This window comes from Allofranklinella schreckenbergeri (assembly GCF_003703475.1).
Taxonomy (GTDB): Bacteria; Pseudomonadota; Gammaproteobacteria; order Burkholderiales; family Burkholderiaceae_C; genus Lampropedia; species Lampropedia schreckenbergeri.
On the sequence record NZ_RDQM01000022.1, the window covers coordinates 1 to 15,005 of the forward strand.

Sequence of the window (15,005 nt, forward strand, 5' to 3'; positions counted from 1 at the left end):
ACGGACAACGAAGCCATCTTTCAACAGCTTCGTGTTCACCACATTCCTGAAACTGGTGGGCATTCGCAAACAAACCACGCCTGTTTGTGCGCCCTGGTGCAATGGACGGATAGAGCGATTCTTCGGCACTATCAAGCCTTGGCTGCGGCAGCTGGTTCATCAAAGCGCAGCGGATGTGCAAAACGCCCTTCAGGAAGCCGTTTGGTTTTACAACCACGTGCGCCCGCACCAAAACCTTAAGGGCTTGACGCCCAAAGAAGCCTGGGATGGGCTGGCGCCGGAAAATCTCCATCAGGGCGCACGGGACACTCTGCTTGTGCAAACCCTGGATGGCGTGCTTTGCGGCTATTGGATCAGGCGTTAAAGCATCCCAACACTTTTCACAGAACTGTCCGCTGGGTTTGTGCGTAGCGCAAGGGATCAACGCGCCTGTTTGGGTGGAATCGAGCAAGAAGCAGTGCGAAAAAGAGAAGAAATCACACGTGCGGATGCTGTGATGGCGCGCGTAACCGTGGGTTTCAACCCCGTTTTGTGAAAAAACGGGGTTGAAAACAGGTGAAGAAGTGTCGGCGGACAGCGGACGGGACAACGGCAACGAGGTGGTCTATCGACCCGGAATACCCATCGTCTGGGACGTCCGCCCTATCGTCAACGAGTAGCTCGTCTGGAGTTGGGTCGCCTGCGTGAAGGCGGTTCCCCTGACGAACAGCCCCCCGGAAACCCGCGCCAATGCTGGGGCAGGTGCGAAGTCCTCCTTCGCAGAAACAGAGAATGGACGGCATCTGAGAACGGAAAACGACCCGACACCAAGGTGTCCGGGGCGGCGGCATCCTTCGCAGCGAGGCCCGAATCCGCGCCAATACTGGCGTTCCAGAGCAAAAAGAAAGGGAGACAGAGCGAGTCTGTCCCCCGTATTTGGTGGAGCTGGCGGGAATTGAACCCGCGTCCGCAAGCCTTTGCCGGGCAGCTCTACATGCTTAGCGGTCTGGTTTGATCTCGCCTGAGGCGCCGCGCAGCCGCACGCTGCGCTTCAGGCCAGTGCCCTTGGATTTCGCCAGCGGCCAAGGCACCCGGCTGCCAGCTAGCTGATGTGAATTAACTTGCAGCTTCTACCTTGCGGTATTGGCCCAGCCCATCAGCGTGCTGTTGCAAGTCTCGCCGGATTTAGGCGGCGAGTGCGAAACGATCGTCGTTTGCAGTTAGTTTAGTGAATCGAGATTTACGAGCGTGACTCAAGCTCGGCATGCACCACTCCAGATCCGTACCCACGTCGAAACCAGGACAGCCCCAGATATGTGAGGGCGCGATTTTAGTGGATTTCGCCTTTTGGCGCTGAGGCGTTGCGCCATTACCATTCGCGCCACTTTGCACGGGCTGCACTTGGCAGCTTTTTCTTTTTTTTTTCATCGCTGCCACGCATGTTTCACACGCGCTTGTTTCGTTTATTGAATGTTGTTTGGGCCTTGGTGGCTTTGCCGCTGCTGGGTGTTTTGCAGGCGTGGGCGTTGGCCGATGGGCAAGGGCAGGCGCGGTGGTGGGCGCAGGTGCTGGCGCTGGCGGGGTTTTTCCTGTTTCTGGATGGCAGCCGCTCGGTGTGGCAGGCGGCGCGGCGCGGGTGGTGGTTTGCCATGTGCTGGCTGGCGGCGGTGTTTTGGTGGATTTTCATTTCGCTGCATGTGCACGGCGGTTTGCATGCGTTGCTGGCGGCTGCGGCAGTGGCGGCACTGGCGGCGGCGTTGGGGTTGTATTACGCGTTGGCGGCGGCTTTGTATTGGCGCTGGCGGGTGCGCAGCTTGCTCGGCAGCGCGCTGCAGTTTGCGGCGTGCTGGACGTTGGCGGAGCTGGCGCGCGGGCAGTGGCTGACGGGCTTCCCTTGGGGGGCGGTGGGTTATGCCCATGTGGATGGCCCGCTGGCTTGGTTGGCGCGCTGGGTGGGGGTGTATGGCGTGGGCGCGGCGGCGGCGTTGTTGGCGGCGTTGGCGGCGCTGGCGCTGGTGTCGGTGCTGGGTTACATCTTCGGGCGTTTTATCGGGGTGCCGCGTTTGCCGGTTTCGGCGCCGCAGGTGCTTGGCGTATATGGGTGGCTGGCGTTGTTGGCGGTGGGGGTGTATGGCGGTGGGGCGTGGCAGCAGCGGCAGTTTGCGCTGGCCGATGCGGCGTTGCAGGGCCGCCAGCCGGTGTCGCTGGCGCTGTTGCAGGGCAATATCCCGGTGGCGGAGAAGTTCGATCCGCAAACGGGCGTGGCGGAGGCGCTGCGCTGGTATGGCCAGCGGTTTTTGGAGCGCAAGGAGGATTTGGTGATTGCGCCGGAGACGGCCATCCCCCTCTTCAAACGGGATTTGCCGCCGGGGTATTTCGAGGCGATTGCCGCGCCGTATCGCCAGGGTGGGCAGGCGATGATGACGGGCTTGCCCAGGGGCAATGCGCAGGTGGGCTATACGAATTCGGTGGAGGCGATCAAGCCGGGCGTGGCGGGGGAGTATGTGTACAGCAAGTCGCACCTGGTGCTGATGGGCGAGTTCACGCCTGCCTGGCTGCAATGGTTCAACGATTTGCTGGAGATCCCGCTCGATAGCTTCAGCCGTGGCGCGGTGGTGCAGCCTTCGTTCGAGTGGAAGGGCGAGCGTTTCGCGCCCAACATTTGCTATGAGGATTTGTTTGGCGAGGAGCTGGCGCAGCGCTTTGTCCAGCCGCAGCAGGCGCCGACGGTGCTGGTGAATTTCACCAACGTGGGCTGGTTTGGCGACGGGGTGATGGTGGACCAGCATTTGCACATCAGCCGCATGCGCGCGCTGGAGCTGGAGCGCCCGATGGTGCGGGCGACGAACACGGGTGCCACAGCCATCATCGATCACCGCGCGCGCGTGCTGGCGCAGGCGCCGCGCACCAGCGTGCAGGTGCTCACCGGGCAGGTGGTGGGCGTGGGCCAGTCGGGCGATGTGCGCGATGTGACGCCGTTTGCCCGCTGGGCGGGCCGGCTGGGCTTGTGGCCGATGTGGGCGCTGGCCCTGGTGCTGTTGCTGGGGCCGGTGGCGCTTGCGCGGGCGATGCGCAGGCGCAGGCGCAGCGGCGCTGGCTGGGTTTAGCCCAGGCAGGCCGCTAGATCAAAGGAAAAGCCGCTGCTTTGGCGGCCTGCCACAAGCGCATGGATTTGCCGCTTTCGATTTGTGTAGATCAAAATAAAATCGATTTATTGAAAGTTATGCCGAAACAAGGTGATTTATTTTCCTTTTGATTGGTAATTTGTGGATTGAGGCGACGCTCAATGCGCTTGTTCCCAGTTGTCGCCCACGCCCAGCTCGGCCAGCAGCGGCACTTTGAGCTGGGCTACGCTGGCCATGACGGCAGGCACTTTGGCGCGCAGCCAGTCCACTTCGCTTTCGGGCAGCTCGAACACCAGCTCGTCGTGCACTTGCATGACCATCTGCACGCGCGGGTTTTCGGCTTCGATGAGGGCTTGCACGGCGACCATGCTTTTCTTGATGAGGTCGGCGGCGGTGCCTTGCATGGGGGCGTTGATGGCGGCGCGCTCGGCGCCCGCGCGGCGCGGGCCGTTGGGGGAGTTGATTTCGGGCAGGTACAGGCGGCGGCCAAAGACGGTTTCCACATAGCCCTGGGCTTTGGCTTGCTCTTTGGTTGCCTCCATGTAGGCGCGCACGCCGGGGTAGCGCTCGAAGTAGCGCTCGATGTAGTGGCCGGCGGCGCGGTTGTCGATGCCGAGGTTTTTCGCCAGGCCAAAGCGCCCCATGCCGTAGATCAGGCCGAAGTTGATGACTTTGGCGTAGCGGCGCTGCTCGCTGCTGACTTGCTCCAGCGGCACGCCAAAGACTTCCGATGCGGTGGCGCGGTGGATGTCGGCGCCATCGGCAAAGGCTTTGAGCAGGGCGGCATCGCCACTGAGGTGGGCCATGATGCGCAGCTCGATCTGGCTGTAATCGGCGCTGGCGATTTTGCGCCCCGGCCCGGCGATGAAGGCTTCGCGGATGCGGCGCCCTTCGGCGCTGCGCACGGGGATGTTTTGCAGATTGGGATCGGTGCTGGCCAGCCGCCCGGTGACGGCCACGGCCTGGGCGTAATGGGTGTGGATGCGCCCGGTGGCGGGCAGCACGAGCTGGGGGAGTTTGTCGGTGTAGGTGCTTTTGAGCTTGGCCAGGCCGCGGTGCTCCAGGATGCGGGCGGGCAGAGGGTAGTCCTCGGCCAGTTTTTCCAGCACTTCTTCATTGGTGCTGCGCGCGCCGGTGGCGGTTTTTTTCACCACGGGCATGCCGAGGTTGTCGAAAAAGATTTCCGCCAATTGCTTGGGGCTGCCCAGGTTGAAGGGCTGGCCGGCCAGTTCGTAGGCTTGTTGCTCCAGCTCCAGGATGCGCTCGCCCAGGTTTTGACTGATGCGCGCCAGCAGCTCGGCGTCGATGCGCACGCCGTTGCGCTCGATGCGAAACAGCACTTCGCTGGTGGCGATTTCCAGCGCGTAAATCTCGCGCAGCGGTGGGTGGGCGTCAATGCGCGGCCACAGGGCCAGGTGCAAATCGAAGGTGAAATCGGCGTCTTCGCAGGCGTAGCGGGCGGCGCGTTCGATATCGACTTGGCTGAAGGGGATTTGCGATGCGCCTTTGCCGCACAAATCTTCATACGCCAGTCCTTCGCGGCCCAGGTGGCGGCGGGCCAAATCGGTCAGGTTGTGCGATTGGTGGGCCTCCAGCACGTAGCTTTGCAGCATGGTGTCGTGTGCCCAGCCGCGCACGGCGATGCCGTGGTTGGCAAAGACGTGCCGCTCGTATTTGATGTGCTGGCCCAGCTTGGCGCGGCTGGCGTCTTCCAGCCAGGGTTTGAGGCGCGCCAGCACTTCGTCGCGCGGCAATTGCGCGCCCACGCCCGCGTAATCGTGCGCCAGCGGGATGTAGGCCGCTTCGCCCGGCGCGGTGCTGAGGCTGATGCCGATGATGTGCGCGTGCATCTGGTCCAGCGAGGTGGTTTCGGTGTCGATGGCGACCAAATCGGCCGCCTGCCAGCGCGCCAGCGCGGCGTCGAAGCTGGGCCAATCGGTGATGGTCTGGTAGCGCACTTCGCCCCGAAAGCCGTGCGGCGCGGGTGTTTCTTCGTTGGGGTGTTGGGCTGCGGTTTCCTGAGTTGCGGCGGGCGCGGGAGTGCCGCCTTCTTGCCCTTCTTGCTTGAGGCTGCGCAGCAGGCTGCGAAAGCCGTATTGCTGGTAAAGCTGCGTCAGTTGAGCCGTATCGGGTGCGCGCATGCCCAGCGCCTCTACGGCGGGCAAATCGGCCACGTCGCGCTTCATCGTTACCAGCTCGCGCGTGCGTGGCAGCCAGGCCAGGGCTTCGCGCAGGTTTTGCCCCGCCACGCCTTTGATGGCCTCGGCGTTGGCCAGCAAGGCGTCCAGGCTGCCGTATTCCTGCAACCACTTGGCGGCGGTTTTGGGGCCGACTTTGGCCACGCCCGGCACGTTGTCCACGCTGTCGCCCACCAGGGTTTGGAAGTCGATCATGCGCGCGGGCGGCACGCCAAACTCGGCCTGTACTCCAGCTTCGTCGCGACGCTTGCCGCTCATGGTGTCGTAAATGGTGATGCGCGCATCGACCAGTTGGGCCAAGTCCTTGTCACCGCTGGAGATGATGACTTGCATGCCCGCCTGCGCGGCGCGCGTGGCCAGCGTGGCGATCACGTCATCGGCCTCCACCCCCGGCACGCACAGCAGCGGCCAGCCCAGCGCCTGCACCACGGTGTGGATGGGCGCAATCTGCGCGCGCAAATCGTCGGGCATGGGCGCGCGGTTGGCTTTGTATTCGGGGTAGAGCGCATCGCGGAAGGTTGGCCCGCTGGCATCGAATACGCAGGCGGCATGGGTGCTGGGGTATTCCTTGCGCAAGGCGTGCAGCATGTTGATCATGCCCCGCAGCGCCCCCGTGGCGGGGCTGCTGGGATCGCCCGGCTGGGCGCGCAAGTCGGGCATGGCGTGGTAGGCGCGGTACAGGTAGCTGGAGCCATCGACCAGCACCAAGGTGTTTGCAACAGTCATGGCGCCTATTGTGCCTGCCCGGTGCGCGCCTGCCTGTGCCGCCGCCATGCCCTGGCGGTGGCATCGGGCCGCCCCTACAATGCCCGCATGCCGCTCAAAACATCCCTCTCCCACTGCCGCCTTGCCTGCATGATGGCTTTGGCGTGCACATCCTTATTGGCCCCCGCCTGGGCGCAAGATGCGCCGTCTGCCCCGTCCCCGACGCCGGGTGACGTGGTGGTGTATGAACGTGTCGTCTCTCGCCCCGTGAGCGCCGCCGTCAACGACGCCAGCGCCCACGGCTCGGAAGCGCCTGCGCCCGCCCCCGGCCAGCTCAAGGCCCAAGCCGCTGGCAACAACGTGCGGCTGTATCAGCAAGACGCAGGCTCGCGCGTGGAAGAGCTGCGGGTGCGTGGCCAGACGCAGGCCATCACCGTCACCCCCGCTGGAGCCATGCCCGCTTACGAAGTCAGCCCTGGCGGCAGCCAAGCCTACCAGAACCAACCCCACCGCGCTGCCGATGGCACCAATGGGCCACGCCGCTGGAAGATTGGCGAGTTTTGAGGGCAGTTACAATCGCGACCCTTGCGCGCCCGGCTTCGTTTGCCGGGTTTTTTATGCCTGCTTCCGCCGTCAACCTCCACCATGGCCGTTTACACCGAAATCACCCCTGAAGACGCGCAGACTCTGCTGACGCAGCTCGACCTGGGGCCGCTGCTGGCGCTGCAAGGCATTTCTGGCGGCATCGAAAACACCAATTACTTCGTCACCACGCCGAAAGGCGAGTTCGTGCTCACCCTGTTTGAGCGACTCACCCACGCGCAGCTTCCCTTTTATCTGCAACTGACGCGCCACCTGGCCCAAAAGGGCATCGCCGTGCCTGCGCCGCAAACCGACGCGCAAGGCGAGCTGCTTTTCACCCTCAAAGGCAAGCCCGCCGCCGTGGTCGAAAAACTCGAAGGCCAAAGCCAGTTAAACCCCCAGCCCGCCCATTGCGCCCAACTGGGCCAAACCCTGGCGCGCATGCACCTGGCCGCGCAAGACTATCCCTTGCAGCAGCCCAATCTGCGCGGTCTGCCCTGGTGGAATGCCACGGCGCCTGAAGTGCTGCCCCACCTCAATGCGGGGCAAACCCGTTTGCTGGAATCCGAGCTGGCGCACCAAAACGCGGTGGCGGCCAGCGCTGCCTACGCTGCACTGCCGCGCAGCGCCGTGCATGCCGATCTGTTTCGCGACAACGTCATGTTCGTTGGCGAGCGCCTCAGCGGCGTGTTCGACTTCTACTTTGCGGGCGTGGACACATGGATGTTCGATTTGGGCATCGTGCTCAACGACTGGTGCATCGACCTGGCCACGGGCGCCTGGGATCCAGCCCGCGTCGCCGCGCTATGGCAAGGCTACCAATCCATACGCCCCATCACCCCAGCCGAGCAGGCGCTGCTGCCGGACATGCTGCGCGCGGCAGCGCTGCGCTTTTGGATTTCCCGGTTGTGGGATTTTTACCTGCCGCGCCAAGCCAGCATCCTCACGCCGCACGATCCCAAGCACTTCGAGCGCATCTTGCATGCGCGCATCCAAGGCCCGTTGCCCGTTGGGTAATGCGATGGCTTTGTAAGACTCCGCGCTATGCGTCTGGTCATTGCTACGGATATTTACGGCACGCATCCCCTGCTGCGTGCCATGTTGGCTCCGTTGGGTAGGGCGTATTGGCTCTCTCCCTGGCCTGGTCAGGAGGGGCACCCCCATGACAGCGAGCAGGCGGTAGTGGCCGCTTTTCATCAGCAAGAAGGGCTGGCGGCGTATGCGCAACGCATCGCCCAAGCCATGCATGGTCAGCCGACTTTCATCTTGGGCTTTAGCGTGGGCGCTGCCAGCGCCTGGCATGCAATTGCAACGGAGGCGTGTCATCCATCCAGCCGTGCGGTGTTGTATTACGGTTCGCGCATTCGAGATGCCTTGATGTGCACTCCGCGTTGCCCGGCGCAATTGGTTTGGGCCGAATATGAAAGCGCCTTCCAGCCCTCAACCCTCTTTCCTGCATTGCAAGCTCGCGGTGCAAGCTGCCGGTTGATCGCAAGCGTGCGCCACGGCTTCATGAACCCGCAATCGCCTCACTTTCACTCTGTGCAAGCCCAAGCGCATGTGGATTGGTTGCGGCAAGCGCTGACCGATTGGCGTACTGACATGCTCGACCGCACCAAGATTACGGACGCGCCAGCGCTTGCAGGCAACGGCCTTGGCGGATGAGGTCTTCAAACCCTGCCGACAGCGCATCCAGCAACATGCGTACCGCTGGACGCATGCCGCGCCGGGTGGCGTAGGCAGCCTGCACTTGGCCCGCTGGCGGGGCCCAGCCGGGCAGCACTTCTTGCAAATCGCCGCGCGCCAGTGCGTCGTGCGCCAGTAAGCGGGGCAGGGCGGCGCAGCCCACGCCAGCCAATGCGGCACACAGCAGGGCGTCGGCATCGTTTACCACCAGGCGTGGGGCCAGCGGCAGGGTGATGTGGCGGCCATCAGGCGTGGTCAAAGGCCACTGGCTTTCTTCGGGTGAGTTGCCCAGCGCGATGCTGGGCAGGAGGGCCAGGTCTTCGGGCGTGGCAGGCGGGGGGGTGTTGGCCAGCAGGGCCGGGGCGGCCACCAGTACGTGCGGGCTTAGTGCCAGTGGGCGCAAAGTTTCTTCGCGCGGCAAGGGTGCGTCGGGGGAGCGCACGCGCAGCGCCAGATCGATGCTGTCCTGCCAGACGTCGATGTTTTGGTTGCTGGCTTGTACCTGGATGCTGACTTGCGGCCAGGCGTTGAGAAAGCGCGCCAGCATGCCGCCCACGGCGTAGTGCAACAGCGCGGGCGGGCAGGATAGACGCACCGTGCCGCGCGGCGCGCCGCTGTGCTCACGTGCCAAGGCTTGCGCGGCTTCAGCCTCGGCCAGCATGGCGCGGGCGTGCTGCAGGGTGCGCTGACCCATGTCGGTGATGGCAAAGCGGCGCGTGGTGCGCTGGATCAGGCGCACGCCTAAGTGTTCTTCCAGCGCGGCGACTCGGCGGCTGAGTTTGGATTTGGGGATGCCGGTGGCCCGCTCAGCGGCGGCAAAGCCGCCGTGCCCGGCGACGTGGGCGAAGTAGGCCAAGTCGTTGAGGTCGTGAAATGTGTCGGGCGAGCTGAACATAGGGTAGATACCTCGCTTTTGTTGCGGAGATGGGATGATCTGATGAGGAAATGCCAATTTATCTCACCAGAGTGTATCCATATCATGGCGGCCATAACGCTTCACGCGGTTTTCATCAAAGAAAGGGAGTTAGCCATGATGACTGTTGCCACCACCGCCAAGACCGTGATCGACACCCGCAGCGCCCCTGGCCGTCACTGGGTGGGCGATGGTTTTCCCGTTCACGGCATGTTTGGCTACAGCGGCGTGGATGTACCCAGCCGCAGCCCGTTTCTGATGCTGGACTATGCCGCGCCGACCGAATTTCCGCCCAACAGCGGCTACCGCCGTGGCGTGGGGCAGCATCCGCATCGCGGCTTCGAGACGGTCACCATCGTCTATGAGGGTGAAGTCGAGCACCGCGACAGCACCGGCGCGGGCGGCGTGATTGGTCGTGGCGATGTGCAGTGGATGACGGCCGGTGCCGGCATCATTCACGAGGAGTTTCATTCCGAGCGCTACAGCCGTGAGGGTGGGCCTTTCGAGATGGTGCAGCTGTGGGTCAATCTGCCGAAGACGGACAAGATGACCCCGGCGCACTATCAGGGCATTACCGATGCGCAAATCCCATCCATCGCGCTGCCGGGTGATGCCGGGCGAGTGCGGGTGATTGCCGGGCGTTATGGCGAAGGCAAAGGCCCTGCCGAAACCTACAGCCCGATGAACGTCTGGGATGTGCGCTTGAAGGCCGGACAAAGCGCCGACTTGGCGCAGCCCGAAGGCTGGAGCACGCTGATTGTGGTGCTCGATGGCACGGTGCTGGTCAATGGCGAGAGGGTACTGCGCAAGGCCGAAATGGCCACGCTCTCGCATGAAGGCAGCGGCGTGATCATTGAGGCCAATGCCGACGCCAAGTTGCTGCTGCTGGCCGGTGAGCCGATTGACGAGCCGGTGGTGGGCTATGGCCCGTTCGTGATGAACAGCCAGGCCGAAATCGCCGAAGCCATCCGCGACTTCAACAGTGGCAAGTTTGGCCGCATGGCGTGAAGCGTGGCGGCAGGCCATCACCTGCCGCCTATCCGTCAGCCACTAGGCTTGCAGGGCGCAATGCCATCAATTGCAGCGCCGTCCCCCATTTCTATCCCCAGCCTAAAGCCAAGGAGCACACATGACCCCACAAAAATTCACCGCCCATAGCAAAGACGTTGGCGGCATCCCCGTTGCCCGGCTGGTGCCGCAGGCTGGGCGCCGCACCATCGGCGCCTGGTGTTTTCTCGACCATATCGGCCCCGCTCGCTTTGAGGCGGACAGCCCCGGCCTGCAAGTCGGCGCGCATCCGCACACCAATCTGCAAACCTTTACCTGGATGCTGGAAGGCGAGCTGTTGCACCGCGACAGCCTGGGCTTTCGGCAAGTGATTCGCCCAGGCCAGGTCAATCTGATGACCGCAGGCACGGGTGATGCGCACGGCATCGCCCATACCGAGCAGACCCCCGAGGGGGTGCGCAGCCTGCACGCAGTGCAGCTGTGGATTGCCCTGCCGATGAATCAATCCATCGCGCCGGGCTTTGTGCATTACCCGGAGCTGCCCACCTGGCAGGATGGCGGCGTGCGCTATGCCCTCACCACCGGCAGCTTTCAGGGGCGTACCGCACCCACCATGCAGCACAGCCCACTGCTTGGCGTGGATGTGCAATGCCAGGATGAGGCCCGCTTGCCAATATCCTGCCAAAGCGGTTGGGAATACGGCGTGCTGGTGATTGCCGGCCAGGTGCGCATCGGCGGTGAAACCTTTGGCGCCGATGAGCTGGCCTTCATCGCTGCGGGCGAGCCCCAGTTTCTCATCGAAGCCGAAGCTGGCAGCCACTTCCTGCTGCTGGGCGGCGAGCCGCTGCCGCACCCCACGCTCATGTGGTGGAACTTCGTGGCCGACAGCCGCGAGGCTTTGGCTCGCGCCGTGGACGAGTGGAGCAACCACAGCCCGCGCTTTGGCGAGGAAATCGACCTCACCGACACCCCGCTGCGGCGCTTGCAGGCGCCAGAGGTGCCCGGTAACCTGCGCTAAAGCTGTATACGGCCTGCCAGCGCGCAGGCCGTCATGTTTCAATCGCGCTCATGATGGATGTTGACGCCCTGACTGCGCACATTCGTGCGCAGCTGCACCAAGACCCCACGCCGGCGCAGATTGCCGCGCATTTCGGGGTCAACCGCTTTGCCCTGAGCCGCTGGTTTCGCGCCGAAACCGGGCTGTCGTTGCGCGACTACATCGCCGCGCTGAAAATCGAGCAGGGCATCGCCCCGCTGGTACAAGGCCAGCCAGTGATTGCCTCGCAACTGGAGGCCGGCCATGCCAGCGCCGCCACCTATGCGCACCGCTTCCGCGCCCATACCGGGCAAAGCCCGCGCGACTACCGCGCACAGGCCGCCACCTTCAGCGCCACCTTGCGGCAAGCGCTGCATGATGGCCGCGCCCGGGTACTGCCCTACCACGGCTTCGACCCCGCCGCCCATCCGCAAACGCATGCGCTCAGCGTGGAAATACAGGGCGAGGGGCTGGCACCGCTGGTGTTTGTCGGGCTGTTTGCCGAGCCGATTCCGCGCGGTGTGCCGGTGCTGGGGCGGGCGCTGTTTCACACCCGCCGCTTTGTCATCGACCACATTCCCGACGGTCGCTACCACTTGCTCGGCTGTGAAATGCGCCCCAGCCTCAACCCGCTGGATTTCTTCCGCCTCGACCATTGTCTGCGCGCCCTGCATCCCGAGCCGATTACCTTCCCGCTGCCGGCACCGCAAACGCTTGATTTAGCCTTCCGCCCGCTGCGTCCCAGCGACCCGCCGATCACCGTCAATATGCCCAAACTGCTGTTTGACTACCTGCGCCAGCGCAATCCGTGACAAATACTGCAACGCGGCTTGCGGAAGAATCTCCGCGTACCTCATCCGCGCTCGCGCGCATTCAACCAAGGAGAATGCCCATGAAACTCAGCCCCTATCTTTATTTCAACGGCAATTGCGCCGAAGCAATGACCTTTTACGCCGAACTTTTGGGCGCCCAAGTGCAAATCATGACCTATGCGCAAATGCCGCCCGACCCCGACATGCCGCCGCTCGCCGAAGCCGACAAAACCAAAGTCGCGCACAGCCAGCTGCTGCGCAACGGCCAATGCCTGTTTAGCGCCAGCGACAGCCTGCCGGCCTTTTGCAGCGAAGGCGGTTTCCAGCCCATGCAAGGCTTTCAGGTGGCGATTGACGTCGATACCCTGGCCGAGGGCGAACGCATTTTCAACGCGCTTTCGGAAGGCGGACAAGTGCAAATGCCGTTCGCAGAAGCCTTCTGGGCCAAAGGCTTTGGCATCGTCACCGACCGCTTCGGCACCCCGTGGATGGTGAATGCCGAGCTGCAAGGCCAATAAGTGCAGGGATGTGATGCCTCGTTCAATGCGTTAACTCTGCGCTTTTGGAAAACAAGCTCGGCCAGGTGTTGACCACGCGCAATGGCGATACCCTGCGCAAGATGATGGATTTCTGAGAAGCCCCCATGAACACAGCCGCATTGAACTGGCATCTTTCCCACACTTACCAGACCCTGCCACCGGTGTTTTATTCGCCTGGGGCGCCGGCCGATTTTCCCCAACCCAAAACCGTACTGTTCAATGCTCCATTGGCGCGAGATTTGGGCCTGCTGCCCGCTGCGGATGCGGCCATTGACCGTCAAGCGGTGGCGGAAGTGTTTGCCGGCAACCGCTTTCCCGAAGGCGCCCGGCCGATTGCGCAGGCCTATGCCGGGCATCAATTCGGGCATTTCACCCGGCTGGGCGATGGCCGCGCCCTGCTGTTGGGCGAGCAGATCACGCCCGATGGGCAGCGCATCGACATCCAGCTCAAGGGCAGCGGGCCGACGCCGTATTCACGCCGGGGCGATGGCAAAGCGGCGCTGGGGCCGATGCTGCGCGAATATCTCATCAGCGAGGCCATGCATGCGCTGGGCATCCCGACCACGCGCAGCCTGGCCGTGGTGTCCACGGGTGAGCACATCCGCCGCGAGCGCCTGCTGCCCGGCGCGGTGCTGACCCGTACCGCGCAAAGCCATATCCGCGTGGGTACCTTTGAATTTGTGGCGGCCAGTGGCGAGATAGCAAATCTGCGCGCGCTGGCCGATTACGCCTTGCAGCGGCATTTCCCCGAAGTGTTGGCGGAAAACCCGGCGCATCCCTATCGGGGCTTGCTGCGCGCGGTCATCGCCCGGCAGGCGGCGCTGCTTGCCCGCTGGCAAACCGTCGGCTTCATCCACGGCGTGATGAATACCGACAATATGTCCATCCCAGGCCTGACCATCGACTACGGCCCCTGCGCCTTCATGGATGCCTACGACCCGGCCACGGTGTTCAGCTCCATCGACCGCGACGGCCGCTACCGCTATGAAAATCAGCCGCCCATCGCGCAATGGAATCTGGCGCGGCTGGCCGAGGCGCTGCTGCCCTTGCTGGATGCGGATGAAAAGACCGCCATCGACATCGCCAATGCAGAATTGCGGCAGTTTGCGCCGCTTTTCAACCAGCATTACCAGCAGGGCATGGCACGCAAACTCGGCATTTTCGAGCCGCAAGAAACCGATACCGCCTTGCTGGATGACTTGCTGCAACGCATGCAGGCCAAGGCCGCCGATTACACCCATACCTTTGTGCGGCTGACGCTGGACATGCTTGATGCTGACGGCGCGTATCTCGATGGTACGCACGCGCTGTTTGCTGACCCGGCCTTCATCCAATGGCATGCCCGTTGGCAGGCGCGACTGGCCGAGCAGGCGCAGGGCAGGGCGGAGATTGCCGCCCTGATGCAGTCGGCCAACCCGTTTGTCATCCCGCGCAACCACCGCGTGGAAGCAGCGCTGGCCACCGCCCAGGCAGGCGACATGCAGCCCTTCAACGCCCTGCTGGCCGCCTTGCAAAAACCGTTTGACTACAGCGCCGAGCGCCATTGGCAACGCCTGCCCGACGCGCCGCAACCGGGCTACCAGACTTTTTGTGGGACTTGAATATGCCGGCCATCGCCGCCCCGCTTTCCGCACTCCTGCCCAGCCTTGTCCCTTTGCAGGCTACACGCTGGCAGCCTTATGCCCAGTGGCTGGCGCAGCAAGTCAGCCCGCCCAAGTCTTACCGCGCGCACCCACTGGCATCGGAGGCCGAATTGCAGGCGCTGAAAAAGGATTTTGAAAAAACCGTTGGCATCACGCTGGGGCGCTATATCCGCCTCCAACGCATCGCCCATTTACTGGCGCCGCGCCCGCCCGAAGGTCAGCAAGCACTGGAGGTGGCTTGGCTGCAAACGCCCCTGGGGCCGATGCTCGCCGTGTTTTCCCCGCAAGGCTTGAGCCTGTTGGAGTTTCCCGAACGGAAAATGCTGGAAACAGAATTGCTGGCATTGCAAAAAGCCTTCGGCAGCGGCTTTATCTGGCGCGAAACCGCGCGCAGCCGCGCCTTGCAGCAGGAGCTGGTCGAATACTTCGCAGGCGCGCGCCCAACCTTTGCTACCGCCTTGGCCCCTGTGGGCACGCCATTTCAGCAACAGGTCTGGCGGCAATTGCAAACCATCCCCTACGGGCAGACGCGCAGCTATCGCCAGCAAGCCCAAGCCATTGGCAAACCGCAGGCCGTGCGCGCCGTGGCGGCGTCCAACGGGCAAAACAAAATCGCCATCCTCATCCCCTGCCACCGGGTGATTGGCAGCGATGGCCGCTTGACCGGCTACGCTGGCGGCCTGGAGCGCAAAAAAGCCCTGCTGGATTTGGAAAGCGGGGCCAGCGCAACGTTGTTTTGACGCTGTGCGGCAAAAGCCGTTGCACAAACCATTGCACCG

The 15,005-nt window shown here is 63.5% G+C and carries 13 protein-coding genes and 1 other RNA gene; 11 read left to right on the forward strand and 3 right to left on the reverse strand.

Annotation, left to right across the window (positions count from 1 at the left end; genetic code table 11):
• Positions 1-364: integrase core domain-containing protein (locus EBQ26_RS12045; protein ID WP_238944359.1), on the forward strand; the 364-nt coding region annotated here is incomplete at its 5' end.
• A 552-nt stretch (positions 365-916) separates the two neighbouring features.
• On the opposite strand, the gene ssrA is transcribed toward EBQ26_RS12045, so the two are convergent.
• Positions 917-1,289: a transfer-messenger RNA gene (gene ssrA, locus EBQ26_RS12050) on the reverse strand.
• Between the two features lie 129 nt (positions 1,290-1,418).
• Between ssrA and lnt the strand changes: the two genes are divergently transcribed.
• Positions 1,419-3,086 (forward strand): apolipoprotein N-acyltransferase, encoded by a 1,668-nt coding sequence (gene lnt, locus EBQ26_RS12055; RefSeq protein WP_122239502.1) that lies wholly within the window; start codon positions 1,419-1,421, stop codon positions 3,084-3,086.
• A 176-nt stretch (positions 3,087-3,262) separates the two neighbouring features.
• Here the strand turns inward: lnt and polA are convergent, their stop codons facing one another.
• A complete protein-coding gene (polA, locus tag EBQ26_RS12060; protein WP_122239503.1) occupies positions 3,263-6,028 on the reverse strand; it encodes a DNA polymerase I in 2,766 nt (921 codons plus the stop codon).
• Between the two features lie 129 nt (positions 6,029-6,157).
• On the opposite strand from polA, the gene EBQ26_RS12065 reads away from it, so the two are divergent.
• From EBQ26_RS12065 to EBQ26_RS12075, 3 genes are all read left to right on the forward strand, one after another.
• Positions 6,158-6,571, forward strand: coding sequence for a DUF2782 domain-containing protein (locus tag EBQ26_RS12065; RefSeq protein ID WP_147474063.1), 414 nt, complete (start codon positions 6,158-6,160; stop codon positions 6,569-6,571).
• Positions 6,572-6,652: 81 nt separating this feature from the next.
• The gene (locus EBQ26_RS12070) at positions 6,653-7,606 is read left to right on the forward strand and encodes a homoserine kinase (RefSeq protein WP_122239481.1); all 954 of its coding nucleotides are present in this window, start codon (positions 6,653-6,655) and stop codon (positions 7,604-7,606) included.
• Positions 7,607-7,633: 27 nt separating this feature from the next.
• Positions 7,634-8,254, forward strand: coding sequence for a dienelactone hydrolase family protein (locus tag EBQ26_RS12075; protein WP_122239483.1), 621 nt, complete (start codon positions 7,634-7,636; stop codon positions 8,252-8,254).
• On the opposite strand, the gene EBQ26_RS12080 is transcribed toward EBQ26_RS12075, so the two are convergent.
• Positions 8,211-9,170, reverse strand: a complete 960-nt coding sequence (locus EBQ26_RS12080) for a LysR substrate-binding domain-containing protein (protein WP_122239484.1) — start codon at positions 9,168-9,170, stop codon at positions 8,211-8,213. The genes EBQ26_RS12075 and EBQ26_RS12080 overlap by 44 nt on opposite strands.
• Positions 9,171-9,305: 135 nt before the next feature.
• Here EBQ26_RS12080 and EBQ26_RS12085 point away from each other — a divergent pair, with 135 nt between their 5' ends.
• The 6 genes from EBQ26_RS12085 (at position 9,306) to EBQ26_RS12110 (ending at position 14,966) form a co-directional block, all read left to right on the forward strand.
• Positions 9,306-10,196: a pirin family protein gene (locus EBQ26_RS12085; protein ID WP_238944360.1), complete on the forward strand. Its 891-nt coding sequence runs from the start codon at positions 9,306-9,308 to the stop codon at positions 10,194-10,196.
• A 121-nt stretch (positions 10,197-10,317) separates the two neighbouring features.
• Positions 10,318-11,214, forward strand: coding sequence for a pirin family protein (locus EBQ26_RS12090; RefSeq protein WP_122239486.1), 897 nt, complete (start codon positions 10,318-10,320; stop codon positions 11,212-11,214).
• A 50-nt stretch (positions 11,215-11,264) separates the two neighbouring features.
• The gene (locus tag EBQ26_RS12095; RefSeq protein WP_122239487.1) at positions 11,265-12,044 is read left to right on the forward strand and encodes a helix-turn-helix transcriptional regulator; all 780 of its coding nucleotides are present in this window, start codon (positions 11,265-11,267) and stop codon (positions 12,042-12,044) included.
• An 80-nt stretch (positions 12,045-12,124) separates the two neighbouring features.
• Positions 12,125-12,562 (forward strand): VOC family protein, encoded by a 438-nt coding sequence (locus EBQ26_RS12100; protein ID WP_122239489.1) that lies wholly within the window; start codon positions 12,125-12,127, stop codon positions 12,560-12,562.
• Positions 12,563-12,687: 125 nt separating this feature from the next.
• Entirely contained in the window at positions 12,688-14,184 is a 1,497-nt protein-coding gene (locus tag EBQ26_RS12105; protein ID WP_122239491.1) for a protein adenylyltransferase SelO, read from the forward strand.
• Between the two features lie 2 nt (positions 14,185-14,186).
• Positions 14,187-14,966: a methylated-DNA--[protein]-cysteine S-methyltransferase gene (locus EBQ26_RS12110; protein WP_122239493.1), complete on the forward strand. Its 780-nt coding sequence runs from the start codon at positions 14,187-14,189 to the stop codon at positions 14,964-14,966.
• Positions 14,967-15,005: the final 39 nt, after the last annotated feature.

What these genes read in the sequence shown, in the direction of transcription:
- lnt (WP_122239502.1), top strand. Translation starts at nt 1,419, where the DNA reads ATGTTTCACACGCGCTTGTTTCGTTTATTGAATGTTGTTTGGGCCTTG.
- polA (WP_122239503.1), bottom strand. Translation starts at nt 6,028, where the DNA reads ATGACTGTTGCAAACACCTTGGTGCTGGTCGATGGCTCCAGCTACCTG.
- EBQ26_RS12065 (WP_147474063.1), top strand. Translation starts at nt 6,158, where the DNA reads ATGATGGCTTTGGCGTGCACATCCTTATTGGCCCCCGCCTGGGCGCAA.
- EBQ26_RS12070 (WP_122239481.1), top strand. Translation starts at nt 6,653, where the DNA reads ATGGCCGTTTACACCGAAATCACCCCTGAAGACGCGCAGACTCTGCTG.
- EBQ26_RS12075 (WP_122239483.1), top strand. Translation starts at nt 7,634, where the DNA reads ATGCGTCTGGTCATTGCTACGGATATTTACGGCACGCATCCCCTGCTG.
- EBQ26_RS12080 (WP_122239484.1), bottom strand. Translation starts at nt 9,170, where the DNA reads ATGTTCAGCTCGCCCGACACATTTCACGACCTCAACGACTTGGCCTAC.
- EBQ26_RS12085 (WP_238944360.1), top strand. Translation starts at nt 9,306, where the DNA reads ATGATGACTGTTGCCACCACCGCCAAGACCGTGATCGACACCCGCAGC.
- EBQ26_RS12090 (WP_122239486.1), top strand. Translation starts at nt 10,318, where the DNA reads ATGACCCCACAAAAATTCACCGCCCATAGCAAAGACGTTGGCGGCATC.
- EBQ26_RS12095 (WP_122239487.1), top strand. Translation starts at nt 11,265, where the DNA reads ATGATGGATGTTGACGCCCTGACTGCGCACATTCGTGCGCAGCTGCAC.
- EBQ26_RS12100 (WP_122239489.1), top strand. Translation starts at nt 12,125, where the DNA reads ATGAAACTCAGCCCCTATCTTTATTTCAACGGCAATTGCGCCGAAGCA.
- EBQ26_RS12105 (WP_122239491.1), top strand. Translation starts at nt 12,688, where the DNA reads ATGAACACAGCCGCATTGAACTGGCATCTTTCCCACACTTACCAGACC.
- EBQ26_RS12110 (WP_122239493.1), top strand. Translation starts at nt 14,187, where the DNA reads ATGCCGGCCATCGCCGCCCCGCTTTCCGCACTCCTGCCCAGCCTTGTC.